This is a genomic window from Pseudaestuariivita atlantica (assembly GCF_001205715.1).
Classification (GTDB): domain Bacteria; phylum Pseudomonadota; class Alphaproteobacteria; order Rhodobacterales; family Rhodobacteraceae; genus Pseudaestuariivita; species Pseudaestuariivita atlantica.
Map to the genome: position 1 here is coordinate 253,443 of NZ_AQQZ01000002.1, position 21,237 is coordinate 274,679.

Below are 21,237 nucleotides of genomic sequence, written 5' to 3' on the forward strand. Positions count from 1 at the left end.
CGCTTATTCGGGCGGTTCGATCCTCAGGTCGGGGTCGTAGCTGTAGCGCAGGATGTGCGTCTCCATCTTCATCCCCTCGGCCCAGCTTGCGACATGCTCGGTCTGGTGGATTTCGTCGATCAGCCCGGTCGCGGGGTCGATATAGACGCGGTCGAGCGATCCCCACCACGAATTGCCGCGCGCCGGGTGCGGGTCGGTCCGGGTGCGGAAGACGTAGGTCAGCCGGTCCTTGCCGTCGAGCGACGTGATGCCGGGGCATTCGGTATCCGACAGGTTGCGCGCCTGCGCCTCGGGCACGGTGCGCTGGGCGGCTTCCATGTCATCGGTCTGCATCCGCTGGCCCGCCGTCCACGGCCCGTCGAGCGACGGACCCATCCACGTATCGGAGCCCACCATCATCATCAGCATCCCGCCCCGGATGCCCGACACGATGCGGGTGGGCGACTGGGTGTGGATGTCGAGGATATACTGGCGGCTGCCATCGGGGTTCAGCACCTCCTTCTCTACATGGTTGGGCGGCAGGTTGAACGGGTTGAGCGGGCCGGTATCGAACAGGGCCGCGATCTCGTCGCGGCAAGCATCGGCGGAGGCAAGCGCCGGGGCCAGCATGGCGGCGAGGGCGATGGCGAGGGTGCGTGTCATTCGGGGGCCTCGATGGAAATGGTCGGGTCGTAGGTGAAGGTGGTGGTGTAGACGTCGGTCTGCGGCGTCGGCAGCCATGACGAGAAGAGGCCCGTCTGCTGCCAGATCGCCAGCCGGCCGGTCGCGGGGTCGATGAACACCGTGTCGGTCGACCCGAAGAAAGCGTTGCCGAATTGCGGGTCGGGATCGGTTTGGGTGGTGAAGGTGTAGCCGAGATAGTCGCGCCCGTCGCGCGTGACCGTACCGTGGCAGACCGTATCCTTCAGGTTCCGCACCTGTGCCGCCATCATCGCCTTGTGCGTACCCTTGCGGTCGGCGGGGAAGTTGGCGGGCGAAGGCGTCCATGGCCCGTCTTCGCCGGGGCCGGTCCAGGCGCGGTCCTCCACCGCCAGGGCGTAGGTGCCGGCGCTGTCGTCGGAAATGGTCTTCAGCGGTGTTTCGACCACCGAGGTGAAGGTCTGTTTCAGGGTGCCGTCCTCGCCGCGGATCTCCTTGAAGTGGCGGTGCGGCGGACGGGCATAGGCGTCAAGCGCGCCACCGTCGAACAGGGCGGCGATCTCGGCGGTGCAATCGGCGAGGGCGGGGAGCGGTGCCACGCAAAGCGCGGCCGCGCAAGCGAGGTGTTTCATGGCAAATCATCCGGTGCTTACAAAATATGGCGACGAGGATAGCGTGGATGGGCCGACCTGCCAATCCGGGGCACGGGGCTGGCAAATGGCGGCGTTTGCGCCTAAGTACCGCCAATGCACAAAGGAGCACGCCCGTGAACCGAGAAGAACGTGGCAGACTGACCCGTGATGGCATTCGCCTGTTCGCCCCGGCGGATTTCGAAGGGATGCGCGTGGCCGGACAGGTCGCGGCAAAGATCCTCGACGAGGTGGCAGAGCATGTGCATGTGGGCCAGACCACCGGCGCGCTGGACGATTTCATCCGCAATCGGGTGACCGAGCTGGGCGCGACCTCGGCCACGATCGGTTACAAGGGCTACCAGCACGCCAGTTGCATCAGCGTGAACCACGTGGTCTGCCACGGCATTCCGGGAACGAAGGTGCTGAAGGAGGGTGACATCCTCAACATCGACGTGACCGTGATCGTCGATGGCTGGTACGGCGATACCAGCCGGATGTACGTGGCCGGACGGCTGAGCCGCAAGTCCGAGCGCCTGTTGCAGGTGACCCATGACAGCCTGATGCTGGGCATCGAGGCGGTGAAGCCTGGCAACACGTTCGGCGATATCGGCCACGCGATCCAGGTCTTCGTCGAAGGCCACCGCATGAGCGTGGTGCGCGATTTCTGCGGGCACGGGCTGGGCCGGGTGTTCCACGCGCCGCCCAACGTGCTGCATTATGGGCGCGCGGGCACGGGGCCGAAGCTGGAACCCGGCATGTTCTTCACCATCGAGCCGATGGTGAACCTCGGGCGGCCGGAAACCAAGGTGCTGTCGGATGACTGGACGGCGGTGACGCGCGACAAGTCGCTGTCGGCGCAGTTCGAACATTCGGTCGGCGTGACCGAGGACGGGGTGGAGATCTTTACCCTGTCACCCGCGCGCCGGTTCCACCCGACCTATTCGTAATACGCGTAAGACATCTGCAGATTCCGGCACTTCCGCGTGACCGGGCGGCCGCGCTATGCCGCGTCCATTGATTGATCTGGAGATTTGCGATGCGCGGCGTGACGCGGATGCGCCGGCCACGGCTGGTCTTTGCAGGACTATGTATTCTGGCTCTTGTCCCGGTTGCGGGTGGGAGTATTCGGTTGGCAGCGATTGCGGGATGGATACCTCTGCAGCCTGACGCGGCAACGAATGGCGCGCCGCCGGTGGCGCTGGTGACCCATATCATCGCGGCGAACCTGTTCTGCCTGATCGGGGCGTGGCAGGTCACCCTTGCGCCACGTCAGGCCCATCGCTGGGCGGGACATGCGCTGTTATGTCTGGGCACGGTCGCGGTTGTGGCAGGCCTTGCGGCCATTGTGAACACGCCGATACGGCCCGCGGACGGACCGCTTGTCAACGTGCTGCGCTGGGTCGTGGCGTTGGGCTGGCTGGGGACGCTCTGGCTGGGCGCGCGTGCGGCGTGGCAGCGGGATTTTGCACGGCACGGGATCTGGATGGCCTATGCATTGGCTTTCGCGTTCGGAGCGGGCTCGACCATTCTGGTCGCCATCCCGGTCGAGCTGGTTTTCGGGGAGACGTCGGGCGTGTTGTACGATCTGACGCTCAATGGCGGATACGTGCTGAACCTGATCGTGGTCACGTTGATCCTGCGCCGTCGTGCGGCGCGGCGGCAGGTCCCGGTTTGGTCGTGACAAGGCGGGGTCGGCTGAGGATCAGCCGACCTACGATGCTGTGAAGCTTTTGGTCGGGGGTGTCGGCTGAGGATCAGCCGACCTACGATGCTGTGAAGCTTTTGGTCGGAGGTGTCGGCTGAGGATCAGCCGACCTACGGCGTCGTGGGAATGTAGGTCGGCTGCTTGCCAGCCGACCCCCGCCAAAGGTCAGCCCGCGGTGCGCAGGTCCGCGATCAGCTGGTCGATATTGCCGCGGCGGCGGTCGAGCATCGCGCCGATCTCGGTCCGCTCGGTCAGGAGCATGTTCACGCCCTCGATCACCATGTTGAAGAACTTGTCGCGGCCCGACCGGTCGGACACCACCCAGTCGATGGTGAAGGGGGCCTCGCCGCGCAGGTAGGCGGTGGTGCGGACTTCGACCGAGGTTTTCACCGTCTTGGCGCTTTCCACCTCGATCCGGCCGCCGATGAATTCGCGGAACCGCTTGCCGTACTTGCGCGCGATATAGCCCTGGAAGGCTTCGGTGAAGGCGCGTTTCTGCGCGTTCGAGGCCTGCCGCCCGTCGCGCCCCAGCGTGTAGAGCGCGATGGTGGGCACGTCGGCATATTCCACGAAGATGCGTTCGAAGTCGCGGATCATCGCGGCTTCGGACTTGCCGGACGCGATGATGCGGTTGATGTCGGCGACGATGCCTTCGACGAGGCGTTTCGCCTTCGCCTCGGACAGGGCCAGCGCGGGCAGCGGCAAAGTGGCGAAGGGCAGCGCGGCCATCAGGCCAAGGACGCGGCGGCGGCGAAACGGGTTACTCGGCATAGATATCCTCGTAGGGATCGATAAAGTCGTCTTCGGCCTCAACGCCCAACTCGTCGCGGCGGTTCAGCAGGTAGATCAGCCGCGCCTGCGCGTAGCTGTCGGCGCTGTCATAGAGGATCGAATCGAGCGTGTCACCGAACCGTCCCCGGTCGGCCACCTTGCCCGCGATGCGGGCAGCGCGGGCGATGTTGGCCTGCCGCGCGGTCAGCACCGATCCCAGAGGGTCGGTGAAGAGGTCGACGACCATGCCCGCCGCGTCCCGTTCGGTGGAGGGGCCGAAGACCGGCAGTTCGAGATACGCGCCTTCGCCCACACCCCAGGCGTGCAGGGTCGCGCCGAAATCGGTGTCTTCCTCGGGCAGGCCGGCCTCGGTCGCGATATCGGCGAGGCCGCCGAACCCGAAGGTGGAATTCAGCAGGAACCGCGCGGTCATCCGGGTGGCGTTGTTCAGATCGCCCTGCAGGACGTGGTTCACCACCGCCTGCGGCATCGATAGGTTCGACGCGAAGTTGCTCACCACGCGGCCCGCGGTGCCGTCACCGTCGCCCTTGGACACGCGGCGTGCCACCGGGCGCACCAGCGTCCGGTCGATCCGCTTGTTGAACTCGTGCCGCTTGCGGTTGGCCGCCTCGTAGGGATCGTTGAACTCGCCCGGCGCACCGCTGGGCGGTGGCGCGGCGCAGGCGGCCACGAGAAGAACCGCGACAAGCGCGGCCGAACGGCGGAGGAGGCGGGGTAAGGTATTCAACAGTGGCAATCCGGTGCGGCGTTTCGTAATCCACGTATCAGTTTAATGAACCTAGGCCATGACATTGATTTTCCCAGAGCCCGGACGGTGGTTCACCGCTGCTGTGGCGAAAGGGCGACATTGACGAGCTTCGGCCCTTTCATGGCATAGTGCCGGGGTCGGGGAAAAGATCAGACGGCGGAAAGACGCGCATGAAACCGAAAAGTGACGAAGCCGGACGCGAGGAGTTGCGCGCGGCGCGGCGTGAAAGCCGCAAGTATTACTGGTTTGTCGCCATTTTCAGCTTCTTCGTGAACATGCTGATGCTGACCGGCCCGATGTACATGCTGCAGGTCTATGACCGGGTGCTGGGTTCGCGGTCAGAGGCGACGCTGGTCGCGCTGTCGGTGCTGGTGGTGTTCCTGTACGGCATGATGGGCCTGCTGGACTATACCCGTGGCCGGGTGATGGGCCGCGTCGGCGCGCGGTTCCAGCAAAAGCTGGACCTGCGGGTCTTCGACGCGGTGGTGCGCCGGTCGGCGCTGGTGCAGGACGAAACCGGCGCAACCGGCCTGAAAGACCTTGAATCGGTGCAGCGGCTTTTGTCTTCGCCCGTGCTGATGGCGCTGTTCGACATCCCGTGGACGCCGTTCTTCCTGCTGGCGATCGCGATCTTCCATCCGTGGCTCGGCGCGCTGGCGCTGGTGGGCGGGGCCTTCCTGATCCTCGTGACCTTCATCAACCAGGCGATGACCCGCAAGCCGCAGCAGGAAGCGGCGGGCGCGTCCTACCAGTCGGAGGCGATGGGCGACCAGATCCGCAAGGAGGCCGAGATGGTGCAGGCGATGGGCATGCGCGAGGCCGCGTTCCAGCGCTGGACCGTCGCGCGCACCCGGTCTCTTGACAGCCAGGTGCGGTCGGCGGACCTGCTGGGCACCTTTTCGACCACGACCAAGACGTTCCGCCTGTTCCTGCAATCGGCGATGCTGGGCCTGGGCGCGTACCTTGTGCTGCAGAACGAACTGACGCCGGGCGCGATGATCGCCGGGTCGATCCTGATGGGCCGGGCGCTGGCGCCAATCGAGATGGCGATCAACCAGTGGGCGCTGGTACAGCGCGCGCGCAAGGGCTGGGACAACCTCGCCCAGCTTCTGAGCGAGGTCCCGCCCGAGCCCGAGCGCACCGAACTGCCCGCGCCGCAGGCCAAGCTGGACGTGCAGCAGGTCACGGTGGTGCCGCCGGGCGAAAGCCAGGCCAGCCTGCGGATGGTGTCCTTCTCTCTCAAACCCGGCCAGGCGCTGGGCGTGATCGGCCCGTCGGGGGCGGGCAAGTCGACGCTGGCGCGCGCGCTGACGGGTGTGTGGCGTCCGGCGGGCGGCAAGATCCGGCTGGATAACGCCGCGCTCGACCAGTACCCGGTGGGCGTGCTGGGCCAGCATATCGGCTACCTGCCGCAGCGGGTGCAGCTGTTCGACGGCACCATCGCGGAAAACATCGCCAAGCTGTCGCCGCGCCCGGATGCCGAGAAGGTGGTCGAGGCCGCCAAGAAGGCCGATGCGCACGAGATGATCCTGAAGCTGCCGCACGGCTATGACACGCCGGTCAGCGCGGCGGGTGGCCGCCTGTCGGGCGGGCAGGTCCAGCGGATCGGGCTGGCGCGGGCGATGTATGGCGATCCGGTGCTGCTGGTGCTGGACGAGCCGAACTCGAACCTCGACAACGAGGGGTCCGAGGCGCTGAACAAGGCGATCCGGTCGATGCGCGACCGCGGCAAGTCGGCGATCATCATGGCGCACAGGCCTTCGGCGATCCAGGAATGCGACATGCTGTTGATGCTGGATGGCGGTGCGCGCACGGCCTTCGGTCCGAAGGACGAGGTGCTGAAGAACGTCGTGAAGAACTACCAGGACATCAAGCAGAACACCGGCGGAGGCGGCGTGCGATGAGCGACCCTGTCAAATTCAGCATGCGCGGCCCGATGATCCTGGGTGTCCTGTCGCTGGCGATCCTTGTCGGCGGGTTCGGGTACTGGGCGGCGACGGCCAATATCTCGGGCGCGATCATCGCCAGCGGGCAGATCGAGGTCGACCAGAACCGGCAGGTGGTGCAGCACCCCGATGGCGGTGTGGTCGAGGATATCCTCGTCGACGAGGGCGACGTGGTAGAGGCGGGCGACGTGCTGATCCGGCTGGACCCGGTGCGCCTGCAATCGCAGCTGGCCATCGTCGAGGGCCAGTATTTCGAGGCCGTGGCGCGGCGCAGCCGGCTGGTGGCCGAGCGCGACGAGAAAGACGTGATCGACTGGGCCCCGGTGCTGCTGGAACGCGCGGCCACCGATCCCGAGGTCGCCGACTTGCGGGACGGGCAGGAGCGCCTGTTCCGGGCGCGGGCGGTGTCCATCGCGCGCGAGATCGAGCAGCTGGGCAAGCGACGCGACCAGATCGCCGACCAGGTGCGCGGGATCGAGGCGCAGCAGGAGGCGCTGGCGACGCAGCTGGAGCTGATCGGCGAGGAACTGGCGAACCAGCAGGACCTGCTGGACCGCGGGCTTGCCCAGGCGAGCCGGGTTCTGGGGCTGCAGCGCGAACAGGCGCGGCTGTCGGGCACGGTGGGCGAACTGACGGCGCAGGGCGCGCAGGCGGCGGGCCGGATCACCGAGCTGGACCTTGAAATCCTGAAACTGGAGGAGCGCCGCCGCGAGGAGGCGATCACAGAGCTGCGCGACCTGCAATCGCGCGAGCGCGAATTCGCCGAGCAGCGCCGCGCGCTGATCGACCAGTTGCAGCGTCTGGACATCACGGCACCTGTGTCGGGCATCGTCTATGGCCTGGAGGTCTTTGCCAAGCGCGCGGTGGTGCGCCCGGCGGAGCCCGTCCTTTACATCGTGCCGCAGGATCGCCCGCTGGTGATCGCGGCGCAGGTGGAGACGATCCATATCGACCAGCTGTTCATGGACCAGACGGTGTCGTTGCGCTTCGCCGCTCTCGACCAGCGCACGACGCCGGAACTGTTCGGGCGGGTGACGCAGATCTCGGCCGATGCCTTTTCCGACGAGACGACGGGCGCGTCCTATTACCGCGCGGAAATCGTGCTGTCGGAAGGCGAGCAGGACCGCCTGCCCGCCGGGGCGACGCTGATCCCCGGCATGCCGGTGGAGGCCTTCATCCGCACCGACGACCGCACCCCGCTGGCCTACCTCGTGAAGCCGATGGCGGATTACTTCGCCCGCGCCTTCCGCGAAAGCTGACCTGACCGCGCGGATTGGGCTGGCGCCCACGCATGGCGTCGTGACCCCCCCGGCCCCCTCGGGGGGTGCGCACGTGGCGGGGCCTGTCCGGTTCGATCGGGTGGGGGAGCGGGTTGCGGGGGCGGGAGCCTCCGGCGGACATATTTGCAAAGAGAAGAAGCCGGAATGGGCTTGCGCTGGCGGGTGGGGCGCGTAGCGTTGCGGCGCGGCTTGAATGGAGGGTACGAGATGGTCGACGTGGTGGCGAAACTTGCGGAGATGGGGCTGGAGTTGCCCAATGCGTCGGCGCCGGCGGCGAATTACGTGCCGTTCGTGCAGGTGGGCGGCACGCTGTACGTGTCGGGGCAGATCTCGCTTGCGGCGGACGGGTCGAAGATCATCGGCAAGGTGGGCGCGGACCTGTCTCCCGAGGAGGGAGCCGAGGCGGCGCGGCGTTGCGGGTTGAACCTGCTGGCGCAGGTGAGTGCGGCGATCGGGGGTGACTGGTCGCGGTTCCGGCGCGCGGTGAAGCTGACGGGGTTCGTCAATTCGACGCCGGATTTCGAGGGCCAGCCGGCGGTCATCAACGGCTGTTCGGACCTGATGGTCGACGTGCTGGGCGATGCCGGGCGGCATGCGAGGTCGGCGGTGTCGGCGGGAGCCTTGCCGCTGGGCGTGGCGGTCGAGATCGAGGGGATTTTCGAGATCGATGCTGCCTGAGGCGTTCCTGCGCCGCCCGATCGCGCATCGGGCCCTGCATGACGTGGCGCATGGGCGGCCCGAGAACAGCCGCGCGGCGATCCGTGCGGCGGTGGCGGCGGGATACGGGATCGAGATCGATCTGCAGCCCTCGTCCGACGGCGTGCCGATGGTGTTTCACGATTACGACATGGCGCGGTTGACCGGGCAGGCCGGGGCGGTTGCGGCGGTGCCCGTGGACGAGCTTGCCGGGCGGCGACTGCTTGGTGGTGACGAGGGTGTGCCGACGCTGGCAGAGGTGCTGGAGATCGTCGGTGGCGCGGTGCCCCTGGTGATCGAGGTGAAGGACCAGGACGGAGCGCTGGGGCCGGGCGTGGGCCGGCTGGAGCGCGCGGCGGCGGATCTGTTGCGCGGCTATGAAGGGCCGGTGGCGGTGATGTCGTTCAACCCGCACAGCGTGGAGGTTCTGGCCGAGGCCTTGCCGGACGTGCCGAGGGGGCTTGTGACCTGCGACTGGGCGGCGAAGGACTGGCCGCTGGTGCCGGAGGCGCGCAGGCAGGCCCTGCGTGCCATTCCCGACGTGGAGCGGCTGGGCTGCGATTTCATCAGCCATGACGTGCGGGACCTTCAGGCGCCGAGGGTCGCGGAGGTGAAGGCAGGGGGCCGCAGCATCCTGTGCTGGACCGTGCGGTCACCCGAGGCGGAGCGGGAGGCGCGCAAGGTGGCCGACCAGGTCACCTTCGAGGGTTACCTCGCTTGAACCCGCGAGCGTGAGCGCCATCTGTCCCTGCATGAGGCGTTGCGATGGATGATGACCGGACCATAGCGATCGAGGTGCTGGGCGGGATGGATGCCATCCCGGAGGCGGAGTGGGATGCCTGCGCCTGTCCCGAGGCGGCGGATGGCGGTGCGCCGAATGATCCGTTCACCACGCACCGGTTCCTGCATGCGCTGGAAGCGTCGGGATCGGTCGGGTCCGGCACCGGCTGGCAGCCGCGTCACCTTGTGGCGCGGATGGGGGGCGAGGCGGTGGCCGTGGCGCCGCTGTATGCCAAGAGCCATTCGATGGGCGAGTATATCTTCGACCATTCCTGGGCCCATGCCTATGAAAACGCGGGCGGGGCATATTACCCCAAGCTGCAGCAGGCGGTGCCGTTCACGCCCGCCACGGGGCGGAGGTTCCTCACCCGGCCGGGGTTCGAGGCGGCGGGGTTGAGCGCGCTGGTGCAGGGCGCGGTACAGCTGGCGGCGGAGAACGAGGTGTCGTCGCTGCACGTCACTTTCTGCACCGAGGCGGAGGCCATCGCGGGCGAGAAGATCGGCCTGCTGCGCCGGGCGAGCCAGCAGTTTCACTGGGTCAATGACGGCTACGCGACGTTCGACGATTTCCTCGCCGCGCTGAACTCCCGCAAGCGCAAGACGATCCGCAAGGAACGCCGGGTGGCGCAGGCCTTTGGCGGCGAGATCGCGACGCTCACCGGCGATGACATCCGCCCGCATCACTGGGATGCCTTCTGGCGGTTCTACACCGATACCGGGGCGCGGAAGTGGGGCTCTCCCTACCTGACGCGGGAGTTCTTCGACATCGCGCAGGACACGCTCAGGGGCGACATGGCGCTGGTCATGGCCTCGCGCGATGGACGGGACGTGGCGGGGGCGCTGAACTTCATCGGGCGCGAGACGCTTTATGGCCGCTACTGGGGCTGTGTCGAGGATCACCCCTGCCTGCATTTCGAAGCGTGTTATTACCGGGCCATCGACTATGCCATCGCGCAGGGGCTCGGCCGGGTCGAGGCGGGGGCGCAGGGAACGCACAAGCTGGCACGGGGTTACATGCCTGTGACCACGCATTCGCTGCACTGGATCCGGGATGCCGGGTTCCGGGACGCGGTGGCGCGGTACCTGGAGGCCGAACGGGCCGCCGTGGAAGATGAAAACACCGACCTTGCGGCGTTCGGACCGTTCCGCAAGGTCCAGGTCGAGGAAGACGAATGACCAGACTGGAAGACGCGGCGCGCGCCGACGCGCTGGCATGGGCCGAAGCGCGGGGATGGGCGCATGACGGCGAACGGGACGCGATCACCAAGACGTTCAGGTTCAAGGATTTCGCGCAGGCCTTCGGCTGGATGACGCGGATCGCCATCGTGGCCGACAAGATGGATCATCACCCCGAATGGGCCAATGTCTACAACCGGGTCGAGGTGACGCTGGTCACCCATGACGCCAACGGGCTGACCGAACTGGACATGACCCTTGCCCGCGCCATGGAGGACGCGGCGGCATGATCGAACAGCTTTTGCAGACGGAGGTGTGGCAGGGCCGCACCGTTGGAGACATCGTGTCGGTCGAGTTCCTCGCGCAGGTGCTGGGATCGGTGCTTGCCGCCATCGTGATCCTGATCGCGGGGTTCATCATCGCGGGCTGGGTGTCGCGGCGGATCATGCGCATCGCGCACCGGCATCCGCAGATGGACGACACGCTGTTTGATTTCCTTGCCAACATCGCGCGCTACGCGATCATCGGCTTTGCCTTCCTGTTCGTGCTGAACACCTTCGGGGTGCAGACGACGTCCGTCGTGGCGGTGATCGGTGCGGCGGGCCTGGCCATCGGCCTTGCCCTTCAGGGCACGCTGTCGAACGTGGCGGCGGGGGTGATGCTGATCTTCTTCCGGCCGATCCGGCAGGGCGATTTCGTCGAGGTCAACGGGCAGATGGGCACCGTGAAGGCCATCACGCTCAACTTCACCGAGCTCGCCTCGGTCGGGAACGTGCAGATCATCATTCCCAACAGCGAGGTCTGGGGAAACACGATCACCAACTACTCGACCTATCCGACACGGCGCGCGGAATGGACCTTCGGGGTCGGTTACGGCGCCAACCTGGCCGAGGCGGAGCGGATCATCCGCGACACGATCCTTGGCGATCCGCGGTCGAAAAGCGATCCCGCGCCGTTCATCCAGGTCAACAACCTGGGCGATTCGTCGGTGGATTTCCTCGTGCGGGTCTGGGTGGATGCGTCGGATTACTTCGCCTACCAGGCGGACATGAAGCGCGCGGTGAAAGAGGCGCTGGATGCCGGCGGGATCGACATCCCGTTCCCCACGCGCACGCTTGTGCAGGCGGGGTGACGTAGGTCGGGTGATCTCACCCGGCACCGCCGGCCATCGCGCACCGCCGGTGCCCCTGCAATCGTAGGGTGGGTGATTTCACCCACCCCCCTTGTCCGGCTCACATCGTGGCAAGCAGGGCCTCGCCGCCCGACACTTCGCAGGTGCCGGGGCTTTCCTCGACATGCAGGGTGGTGACCTTGCCGTCCTCGACCAGCATCGCGTAGCGCTTGGACCGGGTTATCAGGCCGGCGGGCGGCGCGTCGAAATCCATGCCGATCGCCTTGGTGAAGCTGCCATCGGCATCGCCCAGCAGGGTCAGGCCGGCATCGGTGGCGCCCGTGGCCTCTCCCCAGGCCTTCATCACGAAGGGGTCGTTGACGGAGACGCAGATGATCTCGTCCACGCCCTTGGCGTCGAATTCGTCCTTGGTGCGGATGAAGGACGGCACGTGGGCCGAGTGGCAGGTGGGGGTGAAGGCACCCGGCACGGCGAAGATCACGACCTTGCGGCCTGCGGTCTTCGATCCGAGGTCCACCTGTTCGGGGCCGTTCTCTCCCATCTTCAGAAGCGTTGCAGCGGGAAGCGTGTCGCCTTGAGCAATCATTCGTGTCGTCCTTCGACCGGTTGGGTTTCGTCTGCGGCTGATATAATCGGGAGACGGGCAAAGGCCAACGAGGACGAGTATGGCGCATTTCATCGTAGTGGGCGGCGGGCAGGCCGGGGCATCCCTGGTCGCGCGGCTGCGCAAGGACGGGTTCGACGGCGAGGTCACGCTGGTCTGCGAAGAGCCGGTCCCGCCCTACCAGCGCCCGCCGCTGAGCAAGGGCTACCTGCTGGGCGACATGGCGCTGGAGAGGCTGTTCCTGCGACCCGAAAGCTTTTACGCCGACCAGTCGATCACCCTGAAGACCGGCGCGCGCGTGGACGCGATCGACGCTGAGGCGCAGACCGTGACCGTGGGCGGCGAGGTGCTGCATTACGACCAGTTGGCGCTGACCACGGGATCGGTGCCGCGCCGCCTGCCCGCCGCCATCGGCGGTGACCTTGGCGGGGTGCACGTGGTGCGCACGCTGGCGGACGTCGACGCCATGGAGCCCCAGGTGCGCGAGGGCGCGCGGGTCCTGATCGTGGGCGGCGGCTATATCGGCCTGGAGGCGGCGGCGGTCTGCGCCAAGCGCGGCCTCGCCGTGACGCTGGTCGAAATGGCCGACCGAATCCTTGGCCGCGTCGCCGCGCCCGAGACATCGGATTATTTCCGCGCCCTGCATACCAGCCATGGCGTCGACATCCGCGAAGGCACGGGGCTCGACCGGCTAGACGGCGACGACCGGGTGCGCGCGGCCCACCTGACGGACGGCACGCGGCTGGAGGTCGATTTCGTGATCGTCGGCGTCGGCATCGCACCCGCGACCGCGCTGGCCGAGGCGGCGGGGCTTGCCATCAAGAACGGCATCCGCACCGACCTGCACGGGCGCACGTCGGACGCAAATATCTGGGCGGCGGGCGATTGCGCCTCGCTGCCGTTCCGGGGCCAGCGCATCCGGCTGGAATCGGTGCAGAACGCCATCGACCAGGCCGAGGTGGTGGCGCAGAACATGATGGGCGCGGGCATCGATTACGTGCCACAGCCGTGGTTCTGGTCGGACCAGTACGACACCAAGCTGCAGATCGCCGGGCTGAACACCGGCTATGACCGGATCGTGACGCGGCAGGGAGAAGGCGATGCCGTGTCCTTCTGGTACTACCACGGGCTGACGCTGCTGGCGGTGGACGCGATGAACGATCCGCGCGGCTACATGATCGGCAAGCGGCTGATCGAGGCGGGCCGCTCGCCCGCGCCCGACACCATCGCCGACCCCGACACCGACCTGAAGGCACTTTTGCGCGCGTGAGGATCGTCGGCGGAGAGCTGGGTGGCAGGCGGCTGGCGGCGCTGGGCAAAGGCGACGCCAAGGCGGCGCTGCGCCCCACCACCGACCGCCTGCGCGAAGCCCTGTTCAACGTGCTGGAAGGCGGGCGTTACGGCGATCCGGTGACGGGTGCGCGGGTGCTCGATCTCTTCGCGGGGACCGGGGCGCTGGGGCTGGAGGCGCTGAGCCGCGGCGCGGCTGAGGCGGTGTTCGTCGAAAGCGGACGCGTGGGGCAGGGCCTGATCCGCGACAATATCCGCGCGCTGGGTCTGGGCGGCCGCGCCCGGCTGATTGCCCGCGACGCGACACGGCCGGGCCACTCATCCGGCCTGATGGCCGGCCTCGTTTTTCTTGACCCGCCCTATGGCCGCGATCTTGGCGCGCGTGCGCTTGCCGCCGCCGCTTGGGGCGGCTGGCTCGCCGAGGATGCGCTGATCGTCTGGGAAGAGGCCGCGCCGATGGACCCGCCCGAGGGGTTCGAGACGCTGGAAGAGCGCCGCTATGGCGGGACGGTCTTTACCCTGATGCGGTGGGGCGGCGCGTAGCCGCTAGTTCTGACCCAGAAGATCGCGCAGGACCTGCCGCAGGACGGTTTCGCGTTTGACCTGTTGCCGCCGGGTAGGCTGCCGCTGCGCCTCTGCCGCGCGCGAGGCGGGCGTTTCGGGCACGATCATCGGCAGGGGGCGGGGCGGCACGCCGGCATGGACACGCACCATCGTCTCCCGCCAGATCGCCGCCGGGAGGCCACCGCCCGTCACGCCGGTCAGGGGCGTGTTGTCGTCATACCCCATCCAGACGCCCGCCACGTAATCGGCGGTGAACCCGATGAACCACGCGTCCCGCGCCGCCTGCGTCGTGCCGGTCTTGCCCGCGACCTGCCGGTCGTCGAGCCGGGCGCGGGTGCCGGTGCCCGTTTCCACCGCCTGGTACATCATCCAGACGAGTTTCTGCGCCGCGTCCTCGCGGATCACGCGGGGGCCGATGCCGCCCGTCGTGCCCATCAGCGGCTCGGATTCGCCCTGCAGGCGCAACTCGACAAGGCCATAGGGCGTCACCGAGGAGCCGCCGTTCAGGATGCCCGCATAGGCGCCCGTCATCTCCAGCAGCGTCGATTCCGACGCCCCCAGCGCGACCGAGGGGCTGTCCACCAGCGGTCCCGACAGGCCGAAATTGCGGCCGATCTCGCGCACCTTGTCGCGGCCCAGACCTTCGGAGATCTTCACGGCGGGGATGTTGTAGCTTTGGGCCAGCGCCTCGGTCAGGGTGATGCGGCCGTGGAACTTGTTGTCATAGTTGCTGGGCGTGTAGGGCCCCGAACCGGGGACATTGATCGTGTAGGGTTCGTCCCGCACGAAATCGAGCGGCGAATAACCTTCCTGCATCGCCAGCGCGTAGATGAACGGCTTGAACGACGACCCGGTCTGCCGGTTGGCCTGCGTCGCGCGGTTGAACCCGCCGGCGCTGCGCAATTGCCGCCCGCCGACCATCGCGCGCACCGCGCCGTCGGCGCTCATCACCACGATGGCGGCCTGCGCTTCGGACCCTTCGCGCACGCGGTTCTCGAAGACATAGGACAGCGCCTCTTCGGCGGCGCGCTGCACGGCGGGGTCAAGCGTGGTCTGGATGAAGACGTCGTCGGTGGTGTTGCGGGTGAAGAATTCCGGGCCCGACGACACCACCCAGTCGGCAAAGGCGCCGCCCGCGCGCGCCTCGGCCGCCTGTGACAGGACGGCGGGGTTGGCGCGGGCGGTGTCGGCCTCTGCCTTGGTGAGGTAGCCCTGGTCTTCCATCAGGCCGAGCACGAGGTTGGCGCGACTGCGGGACCGGTCGAGGTCATTGGTGGGCGCGTACCGCGTCGGCGCGACCAGAAGGCCCGCCAGCATCGCCGCCTCGGGCGCGTTCACCAGCTGCGCGGATTTGCCGAAATAGCGTTTGGAGGCCGCTTCGAACCCGCGCGCGCCGGAGCCGAGGAAGGCGCGGTTGAGGTAGATGCCGAGGATCTCGTCCTTGGTGAAGCGTGTCTCCAGCGCCAGCGCATAGGCCGCTTCCTTGACCTTGCGCCAGAGCGTGGTGCGGCGGCATTCGGCCTCGTACTTCGCCTCCGACGCCCAGATGGCGGGATCGAAGGGCTGGCCGAGGCACAGAAGCTTGGCGACTTGCTGGGTGATGGTGGACCCGCCGTGGCCGGACAGCGGCCCGCGCCCCTCTCGCACGTTGATGCGCATGGCCGACGCCACGCCGCGCGGGCTGACGCCGAAATGGCGGTAGAAGCGCTTGTCCTCGGTCGCGATCACCGCGTTCTTCAGGTGCGGCGAGACCTGCGACACCGCGATCGCCCCGCCGAACTGGTCGCCGCGCCACGCAAAGGTGCGCCCGTTCCGGTCAAGGAGCGTGACCGACCCGCGCGCACGCCCGTCCAGCAGCGTGTCATAATCGGGAATGGTCGAGGCGTAGTAGAAGACCGCGAGGCCCACCAGCACGGCAACGATCGCCGTGCCCGCAAGCGTCAGCCGCCACAGCAGGCGCACCGGCCACATCAGGACGGCGAGCAGCCAGCCGCGGATGCCGCCCTTGCGCGCCGTGCGCTTTTTCGGGCGGCGCCTGGTCTTGCGCGCGGCCTTGGGTTTGGACGCGCTGTACCGACGATCCGCGACAAGCCGCGGTTTGCGTCCCTTTGACTCACTCATGATCTGGCCTGCCCGGCTCGTGCTGTTTTGCCGATGTATACCCCGATGCGCCGCGTTTGTAGAGACCGCGACGCGACCTGCCGGATTCGATACTGATGAAATTTTAGGCTGTGACGCATTTGTGCTTAAAAAATGTGCGCGCACGTCCGGTTTCGAGACGCTCGATACGCCAAATCCTTCCTTTCACGCGCCACCGACCGATTTCTTGCGGGTGCAAGCAGCGGGCCCGACCCGCGCAAGGAAAGGGGACACTGGTGAAACTGATCATTGCAACGATCAAGCCGTTCAAGCTCGAAGAAGTGCGCGAGGCACTGACCGAGATTGGCGTGCGCGGCATGATGGTGACCGAAATCAAGGGTTTCGGATCGCAATCGGGCCACACCGAAATCTATCGCGGCGCCGAATATGCCGTGAACTTCGTACCGAAAATCAAACTGGAGATCGCGGTGACGGCGGCGATGACCGACCAGGTCGTCGAGACCATCACCAAGACCGCACAGACGGGCAAGATCGGCGACGGCAAGATCTTTGTTCTCGACGTGGTCCAGGCCGTGCGGGTGCGCACCGGCGAAACCAACGAAGATGCGCTGTAAGGCGCGCTGACCAAGGGGAATTTCACAATGACACTTCGCAACTCTCTGGCCCTTGGCGCGGCGGTCGTCCTGCTGCCCGGCCTTGCGCTGGCCCAGGACGCGGCGCCCGGTTTCGACGAGATCGGCCCGTACATCATGACCACCCTGCTGTTCTGCATGGCGGGCTTTCTGGTGTTCTTCATGGCCGCGGGTTTTGCCATGCTCGAAGGCGGGCTGGTGCGCGGCAAGAACGTGACCATGCAGATGACCAAGAACATCGCGCTCTATTCCATAGCCGCGATCATGTACTGGTTCATCGGTTTCAACCTGATGTATCCCGGCGATTTCAACGGCTATGTCGGCAGCTTCTTCGTGCCGACGGTTCTTGATCCGGTGGGCGTGTCGGCGGCGGATGCCGCGCTTGACTATGCGTCGGTCGGGTCCGACTTCTTCTTCCAACTGGTCTTCGTCGCCGCGACCGCCTCGATCGTGTCGGGCGCCGTGGCCGAGCGGATCAAGCTGTGGCCCTTCCTGATCTTCGTCGTCGTGCTGACCGGTGTCATGTACCCGATCTCGGGGTCGTGGCAGTGGGGCGGCGGCTGGCTGTCCGAAGCGGGCTTCTCGGACTTTGCGGGGTCGACGGTCGTGCACTCGGTCGGTGGCTGGGCGGCGCTGGCGGGTGTCATCGTGCTGGGCCCGCGTCTGGGCAAGTACAAGGACGGTCGCGTCAACCCGATGCCCGGTTCGAACCTTGCCCTCGCCACGCTGGGGACGTTCATCCTGTGGCTCGGCTGGTTCGGCTTCAACGGCGGGTCGCAGCTGGCAATGGGCACCGTGGGTGACGTCAGCGACGTGTCGCGCATCTTTGCCAACACCAACATGGCGGCGGCAGCCGGCGCGGTGACCGCGCTGATCCTGACGCAGATCCTCTACAAGAAGCCCGACCTCACGATGGTGCTGAACGGCGCGCTGGCCGGCCTCGTGTCGATCACCGCCGAGCCGCTGGCACCGACGCTGTTCGGCGCGCTGTGGATCGGTGCCGTGGGTGGCGTGATCGTTGTCCTGACCATCCCGATGCTCGACCGGTTCAAGCTCGACGACGTGGTCGGTGCCATCCCGGTGCACCTGTTCGCGGGCATCTGGGGCACCATCGCGGTTGTCTTCTACAACGGCGACGCCAGCCTCGGCACGCAGCTGATGGGCATCGCGGCCTACGGTGTCTTCACCTTCGTCGCCAGCCTCGTCGTGTGGTTCATCCTCAAGGCCGTGATGGGCATACGGGTGAGCGAAGAGGACGAAGTGAACGGTCTCGACATGTCGGAACTGGGCATGGAGGCGTATCCCGAATTCTCCAAGGGCTGATCGTTCCTTCCCGATCAACCCTCATGTGACCACTGCCCGGGCGTTCGCGCCCGGGTTTTTTCGTGCAACGATCTTCGAAGATCGTTGCCGCCGCGCGCGGCGGCCCAAGCGATTTCGAAATCGCTTGACCAAGCACCCGCGCGGGCGCTTCGCCAAGGCCTTTCGAAAGGCCTTGCTGCCTCTGCCCTTCCGGAATCACCCATGCCCTGCTACATCTCGTGGTATGCCGGACGACGCCCGCAACATATCCACAAGACCGGTCATCCGACAGCTGGATGACGCCACCATCAACCGCATCGCGGCAGGGGAAGTGGTGGAGCGCCCGGCGAGCGCGGTGAAGGAGCTGGTCGAGAATGCGCTGGATGCGGGCGCGACGCGTATCGCGGTCGAGGTCGCCGATGGCGGCACCACGCTCATCCGGGTCACCGACGATGGCTGCGGCATGGGGCCCGACGACCTGGCGCTCGCCCTGTCGCGCCACGCCACGTCCAAGACCGACGGGGCCGACCTGCTCGACATCCGCTCCTTCGGGTTCAGGGGGGAGGCGCTGCCCTCCCTCGGCGCGGTGGGGCGGTTGACGCTCATCTCCCGCCCGCCGGACGAGCCCGCGCACCGCGTCACGGTCGAAGGCGGGGTTCAGGGCGCCGTCACCCCCGCCGCGCTGAACGCGGGCACCGTGGTGGAGTTGCGCGACCTTTTCTATGCCACGCCCGCACGGCTGAAGTTCCTCCGCTCCGCCCGGTCCGAGATGCAGGCGGTGACCGACGTGGTCAAGCGCCTCGCCATGGCCGAACCCTTCGTCGGTTTCACCCTGCGCGACCGCTCGGGCGGGCAGGACCGGGTGACCTTCCGCGCCGATGCGCAGACCGGAGACCTGTTCGGCGCGCTGCAGGGGCGGCTGCGGCAGATCATCGGGCGGGAGTTCATCGACAATTCCCTGCCGCTCGATGCCGAACGCGACGGGCTGCACCTGACGGGGTTCGCCGCGCTGCCGACCTATTCGCGAGGCGCGGCGGTGGCGCAGTACCTGTTCGTGGGTGGCCGCCCGGTGCGGGACAAGCTGCTGGGTGGGGCATTGCGGGCCGCCTATTACGACCTTCTGCCGCGCGACCGGCACGCGGCGGCGGCGCTCTTCATCGATTGCGATCCGCACCTTGTTGACGTGAACGTGCACCCGGCGAAGTCCGAAGTGCGGTTCCGCGATCCCGGCGCGGCGCGCGGCCTGATCGTCAGCGGCTTGCGCCATGCCTTGGCCGAGGCGGGGCATCGCGCCTCGACCACCGTGGCAGGCGCGACGCTCGGGGCCGCCCGCCCCGAAACCCCCGTCACACCGGTTTACCAGATGGACCTTGCCTCCCGCTCTGTCTCCGCGCCCCTGCCGCACCGGATGAGCGAGGGGCCCGCGCCCTTCGCGCCGGTATCGGCGCGGGTGGAGGACGTGGTGGAGGAACCAGCGCCTGCGCCCGCCGCCGACCAGCCGCTGGGCGCGGCACGCGGGCAGGTGCACGAGTGCTACATCATCGCGCAGACGCGGGACGGGATGGTGATCGTCGACCAGCACGCCGCGCATGAGCGGCTGGTCTATGAAAAGCTGAAGGCGCAGGTGGCCGCGCGGGGCGTCGCCGCGCAGGCGCTGCTGATCCCCGAGGTTATCGAGGTCACACGCGAAGAACGCGACCTGCTTCTGACCCGTGCCGAAGACCTCACCCGCCTCGGCCTCGGAATCGAGGCGTTCGGCCCAACCGCGCTCGCCGTGCGGGAGGTGCCCGCGATCCTCGGCACGGTCGAGGCAGCGCCGCTGATCCGCGACATTCTTGACGAGCTGACGGACGAGGGCGACAGCCAGCTGGTGCAGGCGCGGATCGACGCGATCCTCAGCCGCATGGCCTGCCACGGATCGGTGCGATCCGGGCGTCGGATGCAGGCGGACGAGATGAACGCCCTCTTGCGCGAGATGGAGGCGACGCCCCATTCCGGCCAGTGCAACCACGGGCGGCCCACGTATGTCGAGTTGAAGCTGGCTGACATCGAACGGCTGTTCGGCCGCACATGATCCAGCTGGGTGATTTGCAGATCGCTCTGGACGATCCGGTCGTGCTGGCGCTGGGGGCTGTGGCGCTGGTGGTTCTTATCCTGCTGTGGTCCTCGGCCCGGGCGGCGTCCCGCGCCGCGCGTGCGTCCGAACCCCTCGCGCAATCGGTCGCGGCGCTGAACGCGCGGGTGCAGGCCCTAGGCGACGGGCAACAGCAGCTTGCCGGCGGTCTGACCCACGTGTCCGAGGCGCAGGCGGCGTCGCAAACGCAGGTGTTGCGGCTGATGGAGGCGCGGCTGGCGGATGTGAACGCGCAGATGGCAGAGGCGCTGGGCGGGGCGTCCCGCCGCACGGCGCAGTCGCTGGGCGAGTTGCAGGAGCGCCTGACGGCCATCGACCGGGCGCAGGCCAACATCACCAAGCTGTCGGGCGACGTGCTGTCGCTGCAGGACATCCTGTCGAACAAGCAGACGCGCGGTGCCTTCGGCGAGATCCAGTTGCACGACATCGTCGCCAAGGCGCTGCCCAAGGACAGCTATACCTGGCAGGCGACGCTGACGACGGGCGCGCGGGCCGATCTGCTGATCCACCTGCCGCAACCGCCGGGACCGATCGTGGTGGATGCCAAGTTCCCGCTGGACGCCTACGAGGCGATCCGCCGGTCGGGCACGAATGCCGAGCTGAACGCCGCCATCGCCCAGATGAAGCGTGACCTGCGCAAGCATATCCGCGATATCGCCGACAAGTACGTCCTGCCCGGAGAAACGGCGGATGGGGCGCTGCTGTTCCTGCCGTCCGAGGCGGTGTATGCCGAGTTGCACGCCAATTTCGCCGACGTGGTGCGCGAAGGGTTCGCCGCGCGGGTCTGGATCGTGTCGCCGACGACCTGCATGGCGGTGCTGAACACGATGCGCGCGGTTCTGAAGGACGCGCGGATGCGCGAACAGGCAGGCGCGATCCGGCGCGAACTGGGGCTTTTGAACGACGACGTGACGCGGCTGGGCGCGCGGGTCGACAACCTTGACCGGCACTTCGGGCAGGCGGCGAAGGACCTGTCGGAAATCCGCGTCAGCGCCGACAAGGCCAGCCGCCGCGCGCGCCGGCTCGACACGTTCGAGTTCGAGGAAGACGAACGCCCGCCGCTCGCCCGCCCCGCCGAATAGGCG

General features: G+C 67.4%; 21 protein-coding genes. 15 read left to right on the forward strand and 6 right to left on the reverse strand.

Annotation, left to right across the window (positions count from 1 at the left end; genetic code table 11):
* Positions 1-3 precede the first annotated feature (3 nt).
* Both ATO11_RS04720 and ATO11_RS04725 read right to left on the reverse strand, forming a co-directional pair.
* Entirely contained in the window at positions 4-642 is a 639-nt protein-coding gene (locus ATO11_RS04720) for a hypothetical protein (protein WP_050529684.1), read from the reverse strand.
* A complete protein-coding gene (locus ATO11_RS04725; RefSeq protein ID WP_050529685.1) occupies positions 639-1,271 on the reverse strand; it encodes a hypothetical protein in 633 nt (210 codons plus the stop codon). Before ATO11_RS04725 ends, ATO11_RS04720 begins: the two co-directional genes overlap by 4 nt.
* Before the next feature lie 134 nt (positions 1,272-1,405).
* Between ATO11_RS04725 and map the strand changes: the two genes are divergently transcribed.
* Both map and ATO11_RS04735 read left to right on the forward strand, forming a co-directional pair.
* The gene (gene map, locus ATO11_RS04730; protein WP_050529686.1) at positions 1,406-2,218 is read left to right on the forward strand and encodes a type I methionyl aminopeptidase; all 813 of its coding nucleotides are present in this window, start codon (positions 1,406-1,408) and stop codon (positions 2,216-2,218) included.
* Between the two features lie 182 nt (positions 2,219-2,400).
* Entirely contained in the window at positions 2,401-2,952 is a 552-nt protein-coding gene (locus ATO11_RS04735; protein WP_165586934.1) for a DUF2306 domain-containing protein, read from the forward strand.
* 189 nt (positions 2,953-3,141) lie between these two features.
* Here the strand turns inward: ATO11_RS04735 and ATO11_RS04740 are convergent, their stop codons facing one another.
* A complete protein-coding gene (locus ATO11_RS04740; RefSeq protein ID WP_050529688.1) occupies positions 3,142-3,747 on the reverse strand; it encodes an MlaC/ttg2D family ABC transporter substrate-binding protein in 606 nt (201 codons plus the stop codon).
* The gene (locus ATO11_RS04745) at positions 3,737-4,495 is read right to left on the reverse strand and encodes an MlaA family lipoprotein (RefSeq protein WP_110553569.1); all 759 of its coding nucleotides are present in this window, start codon (positions 4,493-4,495) and stop codon (positions 3,737-3,739) included. Before ATO11_RS04745 ends, ATO11_RS04740 begins: the two co-directional genes overlap by 11 nt.
* Positions 4,496-4,686: 191 nt before the next feature.
* Here ATO11_RS04745 and ATO11_RS04750 point away from each other — a divergent pair, with 191 nt between their 5' ends.
* From ATO11_RS04750 to ATO11_RS04780, 7 genes are all read left to right on the forward strand, one after another.
* Positions 4,687-6,420: a type I secretion system permease/ATPase gene (locus ATO11_RS04750; RefSeq protein WP_050529690.1), complete on the forward strand. Its 1,734-nt coding sequence runs from the start codon at positions 4,687-4,689 to the stop codon at positions 6,418-6,420.
* Positions 6,417-7,721 carry an HlyD family type I secretion periplasmic adaptor subunit gene (locus ATO11_RS04755; RefSeq protein ID WP_050529691.1) on the forward strand — a complete coding sequence of 435 codons (1,305 nt, stop codon included), beginning with the start codon at positions 6,417-6,419 and terminating at the stop codon, positions 7,719-7,721. The genes ATO11_RS04750 and ATO11_RS04755 overlap by 4 nt, the downstream gene beginning before the upstream one ends.
* A gap of 228 nt (positions 7,722-7,949) precedes the next feature.
* Positions 7,950-8,420, forward strand: a complete 471-nt coding sequence (locus ATO11_RS04760; RefSeq protein ID WP_050529692.1) for a RidA family protein — start codon at positions 7,950-7,952, stop codon at positions 8,418-8,420.
* On the forward strand, positions 8,410-9,159 hold the full coding sequence (locus ATO11_RS04765; RefSeq protein ID WP_050529693.1) for a glycerophosphodiester phosphodiesterase family protein: 750 nt from the start codon (positions 8,410-8,412) through the stop codon (positions 9,157-9,159). Before ATO11_RS04760 ends, ATO11_RS04765 begins: the two co-directional genes overlap by 11 nt.
* Positions 9,160-9,203: 44 nt before the next feature.
* Positions 9,204-10,394, forward strand: a complete 1,191-nt coding sequence (locus ATO11_RS04770; protein ID WP_050529694.1) for a GNAT family N-acetyltransferase — start codon at positions 9,204-9,206, stop codon at positions 10,392-10,394.
* Entirely contained in the window at positions 10,391-10,684 is a 294-nt protein-coding gene (locus ATO11_RS04775) for a 4a-hydroxytetrahydrobiopterin dehydratase (RefSeq protein WP_050529695.1), read from the forward strand. The genes ATO11_RS04770 and ATO11_RS04775 overlap by 4 nt, the downstream gene beginning before the upstream one ends.
* Positions 10,681-11,526 (forward strand): mechanosensitive ion channel family protein, encoded by an 846-nt coding sequence (locus ATO11_RS04780; RefSeq protein WP_050529696.1) that lies wholly within the window; start codon positions 10,681-10,683, stop codon positions 11,524-11,526. The genes ATO11_RS04775 and ATO11_RS04780 overlap by 4 nt, the downstream gene beginning before the upstream one ends.
* 100 nt (positions 11,527-11,626) lie before the next feature.
* Here the strand turns inward: ATO11_RS04780 and ATO11_RS04785 are convergent, their stop codons facing one another.
* Complete coding sequence (locus ATO11_RS04785) at positions 11,627-12,112, reverse strand: peroxiredoxin (RefSeq protein ID WP_050529697.1); 486 nt, start codon at positions 12,110-12,112, stop codon at positions 11,627-11,629.
* 79 nt (positions 12,113-12,191) lie between these two features.
* On the opposite strand from ATO11_RS04785, the gene ATO11_RS04790 reads away from it, so the two are divergent.
* Complete coding sequence (locus ATO11_RS04790) at positions 12,192-13,400, forward strand: NAD(P)/FAD-dependent oxidoreductase (protein ID WP_050529698.1); 1,209 nt, start codon at positions 12,192-12,194, stop codon at positions 13,398-13,400.
* Entirely contained in the window at positions 13,397-13,963 is a 567-nt protein-coding gene (gene rsmD / locus ATO11_RS04795; RefSeq protein WP_050529699.1) for a 16S rRNA (guanine(966)-N(2))-methyltransferase RsmD, read from the forward strand. The genes ATO11_RS04790 and rsmD overlap by 4 nt, the downstream gene beginning before the upstream one ends.
* Positions 13,964-13,966: 3 nt before the next feature.
* Here the strand turns inward: rsmD and ATO11_RS04800 are convergent, their stop codons facing one another.
* Complete coding sequence (locus ATO11_RS04800; RefSeq protein WP_050529700.1) at positions 13,967-16,105, reverse strand: transglycosylase domain-containing protein; 2,139 nt, start codon at positions 16,103-16,105, stop codon at positions 13,967-13,969.
* 254 nt (positions 16,106-16,359) lie between these two features.
* On the opposite strand from ATO11_RS04800, the gene ATO11_RS04805 reads away from it, so the two are divergent.
* The 4 genes from ATO11_RS04805 (at position 16,360) to ATO11_RS04820 (ending at position 21,234) form a co-directional block, all read left to right on the forward strand.
* A complete protein-coding gene (locus ATO11_RS04805; protein WP_050529701.1) occupies positions 16,360-16,698 on the forward strand; it encodes a P-II family nitrogen regulator in 339 nt (112 codons plus the stop codon).
* 27 nt (positions 16,699-16,725) lie between these two features.
* Positions 16,726-18,039: an ammonium transporter gene (locus tag ATO11_RS04810; RefSeq protein ID WP_050529702.1), complete on the forward strand. Its 1,314-nt coding sequence runs from the start codon at positions 16,726-16,728 to the stop codon at positions 18,037-18,039.
* Between the two features lie 223 nt (positions 18,040-18,262).
* A complete protein-coding gene (gene mutL / locus ATO11_RS04815; protein WP_050529703.1) occupies positions 18,263-20,092 on the forward strand; it encodes a DNA mismatch repair endonuclease MutL in 1,830 nt (609 codons plus the stop codon).
* Positions 20,089-21,234, forward strand: coding sequence for a DNA recombination protein RmuC (locus ATO11_RS04820; protein WP_050529704.1), 1,146 nt, complete (start codon positions 20,089-20,091; stop codon positions 21,232-21,234). The genes mutL and ATO11_RS04820 overlap by 4 nt, the downstream gene beginning before the upstream one ends.
* Positions 21,235-21,237 lie beyond the last annotated feature (3 nt).